This window comes from Petrotoga sp. Shatin.DS.tank11.9.2.9.3, from assembly GCF_003665005.1.
Lineage (GTDB): Bacteria > Thermotogota > Thermotogae > Petrotogales > Petrotogaceae > Petrotoga > Petrotoga mobilis.
The window spans coordinates 65,563-79,178 of sequence record NZ_JGVT01000005.1 but is presented as its reverse complement, the minus strand read 5'-3'; the positions used below and the strand labels follow the sequence as shown (position 1 = coordinate 79,178).

Annotated in this window: 12 protein-coding genes (1 of these 12 running past the window's edge); 4 read left to right on the top strand and 8 right to left on the bottom strand. The window is 34.2% G+C overall.

The genetic code is table 11. From position 1 onward, the window contains the following. Positions 1-881 carry the 3' portion of a sugar MFS transporter gene (locus BZ25_RS05345; protein WP_121514577.1) on the top strand. Its footprint begins 304 nt before the window's first position, so the window shows 881 of its 1,185 coding nt (coding positions 305-1,185); its start codon lies off the left edge, out of view; its stop codon occupies positions 879-881. Between the two features lies 1 nt (position 882). Here BZ25_RS05345 and BZ25_RS05340 read toward each other — a convergent pair whose 3' ends face one another. From BZ25_RS05340 to BZ25_RS05310, 7 genes are all read right to left on the bottom strand, one after another. Further along, positions 883-1,305, bottom strand: a complete 423-nt coding sequence (locus BZ25_RS05340) for a GNAT family N-acetyltransferase (protein WP_103898184.1) — start codon at positions 1,303-1,305, stop codon at positions 883-885. Further along, positions 1,296-2,813, bottom strand: coding sequence for a gluconokinase (locus BZ25_RS05335; protein WP_121514578.1), 1,518 nt, complete (start codon positions 2,811-2,813; stop codon positions 1,296-1,298). Before BZ25_RS05335 ends, BZ25_RS05340 begins: the two co-directional genes overlap by 10 nt. Positions 2,814-2,978: 165 nt before the next feature. Next, the gene (locus BZ25_RS05330) at positions 2,979-4,007 is read right to left on the bottom strand and encodes a D-isomer specific 2-hydroxyacid dehydrogenase family protein (RefSeq protein ID WP_121514579.1); all 1,029 of its coding nucleotides are present in this window, start codon (positions 4,005-4,007) and stop codon (positions 2,979-2,981) included. Positions 4,008-4,027: 20 nt separating this feature from the next. Continuing rightward, positions 4,028-5,446, bottom strand: coding sequence for an NADP-dependent phosphogluconate dehydrogenase (gndA, locus tag BZ25_RS05325; RefSeq protein ID WP_121514580.1), 1,419 nt, complete (start codon positions 5,444-5,446; stop codon positions 4,028-4,030). Positions 5,447-5,505: 59 nt separating this feature from the next. Then, positions 5,506-6,339 (bottom strand): SDR family oxidoreductase, encoded by an 834-nt coding sequence (locus tag BZ25_RS05320; RefSeq protein WP_199676858.1) that lies wholly within the window; start codon positions 6,337-6,339, stop codon positions 5,506-5,508. A 124-nt stretch (positions 6,340-6,463) separates the two neighbouring features. Then, positions 6,464-8,245, bottom strand: a complete 1,782-nt coding sequence (locus BZ25_RS05315; protein ID WP_121514582.1) for an amylo-alpha-1,6-glucosidase — start codon at positions 8,243-8,245, stop codon at positions 6,464-6,466. After that, positions 8,235-8,900, bottom strand: coding sequence for a PIG-L deacetylase family protein (locus tag BZ25_RS05310; protein WP_121514583.1), 666 nt, complete (start codon positions 8,898-8,900; stop codon positions 8,235-8,237). Before BZ25_RS05310 ends, BZ25_RS05315 begins: the two co-directional genes overlap by 11 nt. A gap of 243 nt (positions 8,901-9,143) precedes the next feature. Here BZ25_RS05310 and BZ25_RS05305 point away from each other — a divergent pair, with 243 nt between their 5' ends. Then, positions 9,144-10,433 (top strand): RNA-guided endonuclease TnpB family protein, encoded by a 1,290-nt coding sequence (locus BZ25_RS05305; RefSeq protein WP_121514584.1) that lies wholly within the window; start codon positions 9,144-9,146, stop codon positions 10,431-10,433. Here BZ25_RS05305 and BZ25_RS10655 read toward each other — a convergent pair. Beyond that, on the bottom strand, positions 10,351-10,743 hold the full coding sequence (locus BZ25_RS10655; RefSeq protein ID WP_158245462.1) for an ABC transporter permease subunit: 393 nt from the start codon (positions 10,741-10,743) through the stop codon (positions 10,351-10,353). The genes BZ25_RS05305 and BZ25_RS10655 overlap by 83 nt on opposite strands. A gap of 67 nt (positions 10,744-10,810) precedes the next feature. Between BZ25_RS10655 and BZ25_RS05295 the strand changes: the two genes are divergently transcribed. Continuing rightward, positions 10,811-11,536: a metallophosphoesterase gene (locus BZ25_RS05295; protein WP_121514585.1), complete on the top strand. Its 726-nt coding sequence runs from the start codon at positions 10,811-10,813 to the stop codon at positions 11,534-11,536. A gap of 191 nt (positions 11,537-11,727) precedes the next feature. Beyond that, entirely contained in the window at positions 11,728-13,605 is a 1,878-nt protein-coding gene (locus tag BZ25_RS05290) for a BMP family ABC transporter substrate-binding protein (protein WP_121514586.1), read from the top strand. The last annotated feature ends 11 nt before the right edge of the window (positions 13,606-13,616 follow it).

Genomic DNA, 13,616 nt, shown 5'->3' with positions numbered 1-13,616 from the left:
ACGGTTTAGGTGCAGGAAGTGTTGATGCAGCGCTTAACAATTTTGTTGCCCTACATTACAAAGCCAGACATATGAACTGGTTACATTGCTTTTGGGGAGTTGGAGCCACACTTGGTCCATATATTATGGGGATATTGTTAACTAGCGGTTTTAAATGGAATTCTGGATATTTTACTATTTCGTTAATTCAGATTGCTTTAACCTCTGTACTTTTTCTTACTTTGCCACTGTGGAAAGAGAAGAAAACAGGTAACAAAACCAAAGAAGAAGAATACAAAAATTATTCTTTAAAAGAAGTTATTACTTTACCTGGGGCAATGTCTATTATGATCGCCTTTTTCTCTTATTGCGCTTTAGAGGCAACTACTGGTTTGTGGGCGGCAAGTTATTTAGTTCTAAATAGAGGTATAGCTGCTGAAATAGCGGCCAAATGGGCTGCTTCATTTTATTTCGGAATTACAATAGGAAGGTTTATATCTGGATTTATCACATTCAAAATGAATAATAAAAATATGATACGTTTGGGGCAAGGAATCATAATTTTAGGATTGTTACTGTTGTTTCTTCCTTTTAGCAATTATACGGCGTTTATAGGCCTTATTCTCATAGGTTTAGGCTGTGCACCGATTTATCCAAGTTTGATACATTCAACACCAACTAATTTTGGTAAGGATGTTTCACATTCCATTATAGGGGTACAGATGGCATCTGCATATCTTGGAACAACTCTTATGCCACCCTTGTTTGGATTTTTGCAAAAACATTTCGATATAAGGTTATATCCCATATATTTGATTATATTAGCCTTTCTTATGATAGTCATGGTGGAAAAGGCAAACGGTTTAATTTTGAGAAAACCTGTGATCAATAGTAAACCCTGATTTATTTGATATCTTTGGAATAAATCAGCAATTCGTTACGTTTGTACCACCCTGTTTTTTCCCAAAATGTCTTAGCAATTTCATTCTCATAATAAACAAACAAATGGCATTTTATGATACCTTTTTCTTTTAAACTATTTAAAACCAAGTTTACCAATTCTTTCCCTATCCCATTTCTTCTATACTTCTTATCAACCGCAAGATGGTAGAGATATCCTCTTCTTCCATCTTCGCCACCTAGGATTGTACCAATAATTTTTCCATCATCTTCACATATATAATTTAAACCTGGGTTTTTCTTCAAAAATCTTTCAATATTTTCTTTTGTATCAGAGTCGCTTAAACCCATGCCTTCTGTTGTTCCCCATAATCTATACATCTGATCATAATCTTCTATTTTTGCTTCTCTGAATTTTATTGCCATTTTTCTTCCTCACCTAAAGAATTGATCAATTGGGTATGTAAGTTATACATATCCCGATAGTTTTGGATCATTTTTACAAAAAAATTATAATAACCTTCATATTTTTTAACTGAAGAGGTTTGGGGTTCAAAGCTCTTTCCCAACTTTATCATAACTTCCCCAGCTTGCTCAATGTCGTTGTAAACTCCCAATTGTGAAAAAGCTACAATCGATTCACCTATCAACGTTGCATTTTCGGTCTTTGATTTGGTTACAGGGATGTTGAATATATCAGCTAAAATTTGAACCCAGACATCGCTTTTGCTGCCTGAGCCTCCTACTGTCAATCTTCTTAAATTAACGTCGTTTTCTTCTAAAGCTGTTTTTATCATGTTCAATCCATAGCCTACACCTTCATATATAGATCTTGCCATGTGACTTAAGTTGTGATAAGTTTTTAATCCAAAAAAACTTCCTGTAGATAAGCTGCCTATTCTTGGGTCTCTTTCTCCTGTTAGAAATGGAAAGCAAATGAGACCTTCGGAACCCGCTTTAACCTTCAAAGCTTCTTCGTTTATTTGATCATAACTCATACCGTTAGCTATATTGTTTCTGAACCATTCCAATACTACACCCGCATTGTTCACCGCTCCTCCTATAGCCCACATACCAGGTAATAGAGCATAGGTTTGAAGCCTGTACTGCCCTGTTTTATCAAGTAATGGCTCATTATATGCGCTTCTAAACATTGCAGTGGTACCTAAATTACATACAGCGTTTTTTTTATAACCCCCCATTCCTAAAATCATCGCTCCACCGTCATATACTCCTAACATAATAGGAACTTCTTTTTCGAGACCCATTTCTATTGCTATTTCTTTTTTTACGGTATCCACTATTACGTTGCCAGGTACAAGATCAGGCAACTGATCTTCTTCAATCCCTAACCTTTTTATTAGTTCTTCATCCCATTTTTGCGTTTTTATATTCAAAAGTTGTGTAACAGAGGCTAAACTTGGTTCAGTGTAACATTTCCCTGTTAATTTGAATGTGAAGAAACTTTTGATGTCCAAAAATTTATAGGTTTTGGCAAAAATTTCTGGTTTTTCTTTTTTCAACCACAATATTCTCGCTATTGTATAATTAAAGGCAGGGGGACAACCGGTCTTCTGGTATATTTCTTCAAAGGAAAATCTTTCTTCAACTTCGTTCATTATATTCTGTGACCTTGTGTCTAAGAGCGTTACCATATTCATCAATGGATCCCCTTTTTTATCTATCGGTAGAAAACCGAATTGATACCCAGAAAAAATTAATAATGAAATATCACCTTCGAAGTTTGTGATTATCTTCTTTGATATATCCAAAAAGTTTTCCCATAATTTTTGAGGATCGTGTTCCGCTGCCCCTTCCACGGGCTGAACTAAATTTATCTTTTTGATTTCTTGAGAAATGATATCTCCTATTTCGTTTACAATTGCTCCTTTCATGTTTGTCGTTCCCACATCGAGGACTAAAACATATTTCATAACCAAAAACCCCTTTTGTTGTTTTTCTTTTAATGTCCAAAAAATTTTGAAAGATTTCTATTGTTGTAAGTTGCATTTAATCTGTGTTAGTGCCCCTTCGCCCCGCTGCCCACCCATAAGGTTTAAGGAAGTATTTTTCGCTGCAGTTCACCTTAAATTAATAACTTATTTTCGACCTTTGAATTGTGTTATTATTTTTTCTACAACTTCAGGGTTAACTATTTGTTCAGGAATTTCACCTTTCATCAACTTTTCTATATCTTCAACCATTTTTTCATCCATTTTTCTCAAAGAATACTTTCCATATCCACCTATATGAGGCAGTATGTACACATTAGGGTATTTCAATAATGGATTATTTGGGTTTATTGGTTCTTCTTCTAATACATCAAGCCCTGCAGCTGAAACTTTCTTTGATTCTAAAGCTTCTATAAAATCATTCTGGTTTATCAATTCTCCCCTTGCCGTATTAACTATTACAACCCCATTTTTCATTAAGTTGAAAGCACTTTTGTTTATAAAATGATAGTTCCCTTCATTTAAAGAAGCGTTCAAACTTATTACATCGGATGTTTTTAAAAGTTCTTCAAAACTTACAGGTGTTACTCCAGTTTTTTCTATAACCTTGTCAGCTACATAAGGGTCATAAGCTATTACTTTTGAGCCGAATCCCTCTTTTACTATCTCAGCCACACAACTTCCAATGTTTCCATAACCAATTATTCCTACCGTCAATTTTGATAGTTCATCACCGACAAAATTTTTTCTATCTTGCCATTTATTTTCTTCAACCGCTTTATTCGCAGGAATAATTTGTCTCAGGCATATGAGAATCAATGCAATAGCAAGTTCTGCAACGGAATCTCTTTCGTGAATACCAAGAACCCGTGTAACCATAACGCCACTTTCAGTGGCTGCTTTTATATCCACATTGTTGTATCCAATACCGTGCCGTGCAATTAGTTTCACATCTTTGTTGTATTGAAAAAATTCTGAAGTAAAATTTGGTGTAACGCTTGCTATAACAAATTTAAAATCTTTCAATTTGCTTGCTAACTCTCTTCCTGATATTTTAGGATCCACCGTTATTCTTTCAACGATACCTATTTTCTTTAATCTTTGCATTAAATCGGGAAAATATATACCAAAAGTACTGGAATTTACTATTGCGATGTTAGTGGTGTCTTCCGCCACCTCTTTGCCCCCCTTTTTTATTATATATTATGTATATCTTGCCATTCTGTGTGGAATATTCCCTCTTTGTCTCTTCTTTCGTATGTATGAGCACCAAAATAATCCCTCTGTGCCTGAATCAAATTTGCCGGTAACTCTTTTGAACTTAATCCATCGAAATAATCTAGAGCAGAACTTAGAGAAGGAATAGGTATACCTGCTTTTTTGATCTGGGAAACTACCTCTCTCAAATTTGGAATTTTTTTCTTAAAATCACTTTTGAATTCGTCGGAAATTATCAAATTTACTAAATTGGGGTCCTTTTTAAATGCTCTTTGGATTGGTTTTAAAAATGCGGATCTTATTATACAGCCATCTTCCCAAATTCTTGCAACTTCTGACAAATCTAAATTATACCCGTATTCTTTGGATGCTACTTGCAACAACTTCATACCTTCTGCGTAAGCAATTATCGTTGAAATATACAAAGCATCCTTTAATGAATTTATGAAGCTTTCATCCAAATTCATTTCAGTGGGTGTTTCATATATCTCCCCAATCCTTATCCTTTCGTCTTTTATTGAGGATAAAGTTCTTGCGTTGACGGCAGCGTTTATAGTGGGTATTGATATATTTAAGTCTAAAGCGTCTTGAACGCTCCACTTACCTGTACCTTTTTGTTTTGCGCTATCTAGAATAACGTCAACAATTGGTTGACCCGTTTCTTCGTCTTTCCACTCTAAAATCTTATAAGTAATTTCCATCAAATAAGATTTGTGGTCTTCATTCCATTCTTTAAATACTTCACTCATATCCTGAGGAGTCATTTTAAGCACTTTCCTCATAATATCGTAAGTTTCTGCTATCAACTCCATGATGGCGTACTCTATCCCGTTGTGAACCATTTTTACATAATGACCACTTGATTTTGGACCAAGGTAAGTAACACATGGACCATCTTCTGTTTGAGCAGCAGTCGCTTCGAGTATATTTTTTACCTCTTCATATGCGGATTCATCTCCCCCAGGCATGATGGATGGACCGTGTAATGCGCCGTATTCCCCTCCACTTATACCGGTTCCTAAAAATCTTATTCCTTTTTTATGTAATTCTTCGTATCTCCTGTCTGTGTCTTTGTAATAAGAATTCCCTCCGTCTATGATTATATCTTCTTTATTCAAATAAGGCAAAAGTTCCTCGATTACATCATCAACTGGTTTACCAGCTTTAACCATCAAAATAATCTTTCTTGGTGTTTTTAGTGAATTAACAAGTTCTTCAAGGGAATAAGTCCCTTGAATATTTTTGTTTTTTGCCCTTTCTTCAACAAATCTTTTAGTTTTTTCACTTGTTCTATTGTAAACGGATACTTTTAAACCCTTTGATTCCATGTTTAAAGCAAGATTCTGCCCCATCACCGCCATCCCTATAACCGCAATATCGTTCTTTTGTTGATCCATTATATCAACTCCTTCCATTTTTTATTAAATTGACTTTCAGGAATACGATTAGGACATACTTATACACCACTATAAGCAGCGAAACCACCATCTATTGGAACAACAACACCGTTAACAAACTCAGAACTATCGCTTATCAACCACATTACTGTAGAAATTAGATCTTTAGGTTCTCCAAACCTTCCCATAGGTGTATGATCTAATATTTGATTTCCCCTTTGGGTTAAACTACCGTCTTCATTGGTCAACAAAAATCGATTCTGATTAGTTAAGAGAAATCCTGGAGCTATTGCATTGACCCTTATTTTTTTCGAATAGTTTTGGTTCATATGAACCGCTAACCATTGTGTAAAATTACTCACAGCAGCCTTGGCTGCAGAATAAGCAGGAATGTTTGTCAAGGGCCTAAATGCGTTCATCGATGAGATATTTATTATCTCTCCATAACCTTTTTCTGCAAAATATTCTCCAAACACTTGACTTGCCAAAAATGTTCCCAAAAAATTCAAGTTAAAAACCCATTGTACTGCGTCTTCTGGGAGTTCAAAAAAAGATTTATCTTTACTTGTTGTTGCTTCGGGTTTGTTTCCACCCGCTCCGTTTATCAGTATATCTATTTTACCAAATGTTTTAAGAATTTCATCTTTTGCTCTTATTAAATCATTTTTTTGTAAGACGTTGGTTTTAATCGTTATGTGTTCAACACCTTTTTCTGTTAATTCATTACTTAACATAGCCAGAGCTTTTTCTGATAGATCCAGTACAGCAATCTTCCCACCAGCTTCTCCCAAAGACCTAGCCATTTCAGAGCATAGAACACCTGCTCCACCTGTTATTACTATCACTTTGCCTTCCACATTAAAATAATCTTCGACTTTACTCACTTTGATCATCTCCTTTTATAGATTCTTATCTATATTATACAATTAATTCGTTCTAAAATGAAATTAATTATTTATACTATAACCGCTTCTAATTCTGCCTAATCGACTCAAATTACTTTTAATCGTGGATAATTCAAAAAAATAATGTTGCAGCCATGGAAGACCATCCTTGGTTGAGTGATCCTCGAGCATAGATTGGACTATAGTATTCCACAGGGTTTATCCATCCTTTTTCCAAGGAGTATTCCCACCATCTAGTTAAAGGATATTTATAATCCATACCTTCTCTTTTCTTAACCAGAGCATATATAGAAGACAAATAAGGCCAATCACTTCCGTTGTGGTACCTGTACGGGAAAACACTTTTACTGAAAAGGTGCTTTTTTGATTTGAAAAAAGGCCAAACGGACATAACCCCCCAATCTTCAAACTTTTGCTCTTTGTTATTCTTTGTTTCAAGCATTCTCTCCATAGCGTTTAAAGTCTTTCTTTTTTTGTCTTCATCTGCTATATCAAAAAGCAAAGCCAATATCGTATCTATATTCAAGTGATCTTCTAAATAGTCACCAATAAAATCATTAAAATATCCTTTTTTCTCGTTCCACATCTTTTTGTTGAAATTGTGTTTCATTTTTTGATATTTTTCTCTAGTATCTTTAGCAATCTTTTTATCACCGATTAAATCATATATTAAAGAAGCTTCTTCAAAGGCTTTTATCTGAATCGCCAAATCGTAGGTAACAGCTCCATTTCTGTACACATTATCTGCCCAATCGTTTGAATCATAAGGCTTTTCAAATAATAAATCATTATCAGTATCTAAACTAACATACCTTTTAAGAATATTACCAATCTTATCCAATACTGTGCCATCTTGAAATCGTTCTTTTAAAATACTCAAGTCTCCAGTATTATTAATGTAATCGGACAAAAGTATTATGTAGTACCCTCCAGAGTCATGATGGTTTGACCACCAATCTTTTTCGTATTTATAAAATTCTTTTGCCTTTTTGGGTAACATATCTTTTTTACTTCTAATAAAAGCCAATTCTTCTTCCCCTAATTTCATAACACCGCTTGGGCAGCTCCCATCTTCGTGAACACCTTCGGACAAAAATAAAATTTGGTTTTTGGCAAATTTTGGATCCACTTTCATTATTGGCTGGATAGTCCAAAAACTATCTCTGAAATATGTTCTATTGGGGAAAGAATAATTAACCCCTGCTGCTAAAGCTAGATTTCCATCATAATCTTTTATCGAGGAAAAAGCCGTGTGCATTGTAAACAAAAACTCTGATTTTTCTAGCTCACTTAAGTCTTTGTTTTGTACTAAACTGTTTAGATAATGAAGGTATTCTGTATTCTTTTCTTCTAAATTTTTTTCATCTTTCCCAATAATAATCTCTATTTCGTTGTTCTCGTCGGATCTTAACACAAAGGCTACTTTTTCACCTTTTATTAGATCTCTTATCTCACCTTTTTTTATGATAATTTTAAAGTCATCAGCGAATTTCAAACCATTATCTTCTACTTCTTGTTGATAACTTATAGGAATTTCTATCTTATCGAAGAAAGGTAGTTTGAACTCTTTTTTAAAAACAGGGGTAAATGAGAACACTAAATTTTTTAAATTTTTAAATTTAACAAGGAAAGAATAAGCAGATGGATCGCTCATAACAGTCATTTTTGATAAGCCATCATTAGCTGACATACCATCAGGCCAAAATCTCACTCTTTGACCTGGGTAAAAGTTTAATCTTATTTTTGAGATTACCGTTCCATATTTATTGGAAAAGATAGAAAAAGGCATGCAATTTTTCAACAACATCGTGGAAGATCTGTTACTTATTATGTATTCTTTCGGAAATATTTGAAAATAAGTTAAGCTTCCATCTTCTTCAATCTTATAATACATAATATCCTTCCCCTTTTACCAAAGTTAGAGGATAAAATACTTCTACTGCTTTGTTTCTTCCCTCTAAAACATCGGCTGCTATGTATTTGTTCATCAAAGGTATGGGCTCTAAGACTTCCCTTTGAGATTCGTATAATCTTAAAACCTTGATTTTATCTTCCAAAAAATCAGTGATATCTACATGAAATTTAGATTGAGGAATCTTTGTGATGTCAGATATGAACATAAGAACGTTGGAACAATTGTAAGGTTCATTCTCTAAATCCTCTCTTTTGGTTCTGGCTAAAAATAAGGCATCTTTAGTACTTTCTCCCACTGCCTTGTGATCGGGGTGCTTGTCTTCAAAATAGTGTGTGAAAAGGATCTTGGGCCTATATTTTCGTATAAGATTTGCGATTAATGCTGCTAAATTATTAATTTCATCTAAATATCCGTCTTTCAGTCCTATCATTTCAAAATAATCAAGTTTCAAAGATTTTGCAGCATGTTCTGCCTCCAATTTTCTTACGTTGATATCGTTGTTTCTCCCTGCAGAGCCATCGGTTAAGATTATTCCACCACAACTCTTCCCTTCTTTTTTCAATCGAAGTATTGTTCCTCCTGCAAAAGCCTCATAATCATCAGGGTGGGCCCCTATGAAAAGTGCGTGCACCATATTTTCTCCTCCCCTTTTTTCTTATTTTAAAGATCCCATTGTTATACCTTTTACAAAATACCTTTGAAAGGCTAAAAATACAATCATAACAGGAATCATAGAAATATTTGGTGCGGATACCGCTGAATTCATCCATAGAAAACACCCCCAAAGGAGTTCAAGGAAGCACCATTCTCCTTTCTTTTTGCTTGATAGTTACATTCCTCCCACAAACATGTTATAATGCTATTGGAATGAGGTGATATTACGTATCGTACCCAGAAGAATCAACTAAGAAATTTAAACAAACAAGAATATATTGCCCTTAAAGAATTATGTAAGCTATCTAAAAACCTGTATAACTCAACTCTATATGCTATTCGCCAATATTACTTTACAGAGAAAAAGTATTTACGCTACGAATCAGTCTACCATATCTGTAAAGAGAACGAAAACTATCAACTTCTTAATACAGACATTGCGCAACAAACCATGAAAGTAGTCGACCGCAACTTTAAGTCTTTCTTTGCTCTTATTTCTAAGGCTAAAGAGGGCAATTACAGGTTTTCAGACATTCGGCTTCCGCATTATCTTCAAAAAGATGGATACTTTATGTTGATTATCCCGCGTTTCAAGGTTAAGGACGGTTATTTTACCGTGCCTATGTCCATCGCCTTCAAGAAGGAATTTGGAGAAGTTAAACTTCCGTTTCCTGAAAGGTTAAACAAAAAGCAAGTAAAAGAAATCCGTATCTTCCCTAAGCACAACTGTAAATTCTTTGATATTGAATTTGTATATGTTCAGGAAGAAGAAAACCTTAACCTTAATACGGGTAACGCTCTTGCTATAGACTTTGGCCTTGACAACCTCGCAACTTGTGTTACAAACACTGGGGCGTCCTTTATCGTGGACGGTAAAAGATTAAAATCAATTAACCAGTGGTATAACAAAGAAAACGCAAGGTTGCAGTCTATCAAGGACAAGCAAGGGATTAAGGGTATAACCAATCGCCAATATATCAATACCAAGAAACGTAATAACCGTCTTAACTATTATATGAACAAAACTGCAAGAATTATCGTTAACTACTGCATCGAAAACGATATTGGCAATATTGTCGTAGGTTATAACCCTAACTGGAAGCGTAATATCAACCTTGGTAAGAGCAATAACCAAAAGTTTGTCCAAATATCACATGGTAATTTGCGTCTTAAAATCAAGTCCCTTTGTGAGCGTTACGGAATTAACTACATTGAGCAGGAAGAAAGCTATACTTCAAAGGCTGACTTTTTCGCCAACGATGATATTCCTGTTTACAATGCCGATAATCCGCAGGCATACAGCTTTAGCGGAAAACGCATATCCAGGGGGCAATATAAAACTTGTCAAGGCACGATTATTAATGCTGATTGCAATGGTGCATTAAACATACTTCGCAAAAGCAACCTGATGGACTTAACCGTCCTACAGGCTAGAGGCTGTTTAAACCAGCCCCAAAGAATAAGGGTAATAAGCCAAACTTCTTTGAAATCCCCTTGTCCTTATTTGCCGTGAGACTGCTTTCAGGAATGGGGAAGTTTAAAGAGAGTGTTGTCATTGCCAAAAGAGATCCCCATTGTACGGTATACTCACCTGAGAATAATGCCAATCCAAGCTGCAGGGTCATATATTTTGGTGAGCTAACAACTAACAAAGGCCAAATATAATCGTTCCATCTCCAAGTAAATGATAACACAGCCAAAGCAGCTATTACGGGTTGAGATAAAGGTATTATGATCCTCCAAAATATTTTTAATTCACTTCTCCATCGATTTTGGCGCTTTCTATCACTTCTGTAGGAAATGATTACCTTATAATAACACAAAATTTCAACTTATCTCTATTTTTTGATAAAATAATTTTATAGAGTCTTTTATTAAAAAGGAATTAAAATGATGATAGATATAATTGCCATTTCTGACGAGGAAGTATACTTAACAAATAAAGACAAGAAAAAGTTTGACTTACTTATTTGTGCAGGAGATCTTTCTCCACAATACATTGATTACGTGATGAACGAATTCAAACCATCCTTTAGCTTGATGGTACACGGCAATCATGATAAAAAGTATTATAAATTATACGAAGAAGAAAATAACTCTTTCTCAAAGGTATACAAAGGAGCTTATGTTTTAAATCATGGCATAGTTAACTTAAAAAAATTCATCGGCAAAGACATAATAGTAGCGGGATTTTCCGGTGCTTTAGCTCATGGATATAGACCTTTTTATTTCAAAGAAAAGGATATTAATAAATTTAATAGAGAGGTACGTTTCAGTACAATCTTTAAAGGTAATAAGTACAAGCAAATCGATATAATGGTTACACACAATCCTCCTTACATTAAAAATACTATAAAAAAATACGGGCAATCTCATACCCCTTCAAGAGCTTTGGGGGAGTTTTATCTTAAAGCATTTCCAAAAATTTGGATATACGGCCATATTCATCCACGATACGACTTTCAAGAACTTGATTTTGAAATTAAATTTTTAAATAATGTATCTTATCTAATAAATGCGGTACCTTATAAATTAATAAAGTACGATGAAGAAAAGAAAGAAGTAATAGAAATTTATACTTATAAGATGATAAGTCCTAAGACCATTTTAATTTAGAAAGTAATTAATTCTTTTAAATAAAATTTTAATTATTTTGCTGTATTATAGAATTATTAATATAAGAATATATCCCTAAAAGGTTTTACTGTTTCTTGCAAAAAATCTTTTTTATAATAAACTTTGATTTTGAACTTGGGGATCTTAAGGGGTTTACCCCTTAACGTGCCCAAAAAAAGGAGGCTAACCTAATGTATAGGACCTCAAGAAGTCTCAGCAGAAGCGAGTACGAAAAAGCTAATAGATTAGCAAAGAAAGACTTTTTGGCTAATATTTCAAAAGGGAAAGAAGGATATCTGCCGTGTTTAGAAGATATCATCCACAACGCTGAAATAATTAAGGAAGAAAAACTTGGTCTTATAGATATCCCTATAGAAAGGATCAAAGGAACGTACTACCATTCTCGTTCACTATCTTTTTCTGCAAATTTTTATCCCTTAATGAAAATTGACTCAGAATTTGCAAGTAAATGGATCAATTTGTATGAAGCTCATATATCTGAAGGAATAAGGGATCCTGTAACAGCCTACGAATATTTAAACTGGTTTTATATTGTTGAAGGGAACAAAAGGGTAAGCGTTTTGAAATATTCAGACGCTTTTTCAGTCCGTGGGGAAGTTACTAGATTGATTCCAAAATGGGATGAAAACAATCCTGAAATAAGGATCTACTATGAATTTTTAGATTTTTATAAAAAGACAAAAATTAATATAATCTGGTTCAACAAAGAGGGCAAATTCAAAGAACTTTACGAGTTAATCAAAGATTATAAGAAAAAAAGTGATTTTGTTGAGAATGAATATGATGAATTAGTCCATTCAGTATATCTTCTATTTAGAAAGCTATATAGGGAAATTGCTAAGGACACGATTTCGCTTACTGAAGAAGAGGCTTTTTTAGAATACCTAAAAAAATTTGGTTTGGAAAATGTTCCCACTATCGAAAGAGAAATGAGGGAGCAAGTAGACGAGTTAGTAGAAGAATTAGAGGAACGTTTGGGTAAGCCATCCGAGCCGTTATTTAAATTGCCTCAAATTTTCGCAGGGAAAACATTAAAAGTAGCTTTTCTATATAACACCTCAATAGAAGAGTCTGCATGGACATATTCCCATGAATTGGGAAGAAGGTACGTTCAAAAACGTTTAGGAAATGAAATAATAACAAAGTATTTTGAAAATATTTCTGATTTAAAAACGTATGAAAAAATATTGGAACAACTCGAAGAAGAAAAATTCGACCTAATATTTTCTACCAGTTTTGACTTCTTACAAAATCAGAACACAAAGGAACTTCAAAATGTTCGATTCATGTATTTTTCCGGATATCGTACTACAAAGAATATTAACACATATTTCGGTCGTATGTACGAACCAAGATTCCTCTCTGGAATGATAGCAGGTGCAATGACCACTAACAATAAAATAGGTTACGTTGCTTCCTACGGTATACCTGAAGTCATAATGGGAATAAATGCCTTTGCTTTAGGGGCAAAGGCTGTTAATCCAAAAGCAAAGATATTTGTTGGATGGACGAATACTTGGCGCAATATAGAATATGAAAGAGACACGTCAGAGTATTTGATAAATGAAATTGGAGTGGATGTTTTAACCCATCATCAAGATTCTCCGGAAGTTTGCAAAGTTGGAGAAGAATACGGCGTCTACACTATTGGTTACCATATTGACATGAAAGATTATGCTCCAACTACCCATTTAACCTCTGTTGTATGGAATTGGGGAGTTTACTACGAAAACATAATTAAAGATGTATTAAGAGGGTCAAATTTTTCTTTATTTAGATTGTTTTCTGGTTCAGAAAAGATTGAGAACTTTTGGGGTGGACTTAAGAGTGGAGTAGTTTGTTTGTCACCTATAAGCAAAATTGTTCCTTCTACAACAAAAAACCTTGTTTACACTGTGAAAACGGATATTATGGAAAATAGGTTTCACCCTTTCAGGGGGGGTATTTTTGATAAAGAAGGTAATATGAAAGTCTCGGAAGGCAAAGATATCTCAGACGAAGAACTAATGAAAATGGATTGGTTTGTGGACAACGTTTATTATTCTTAAAAATGGGGAAA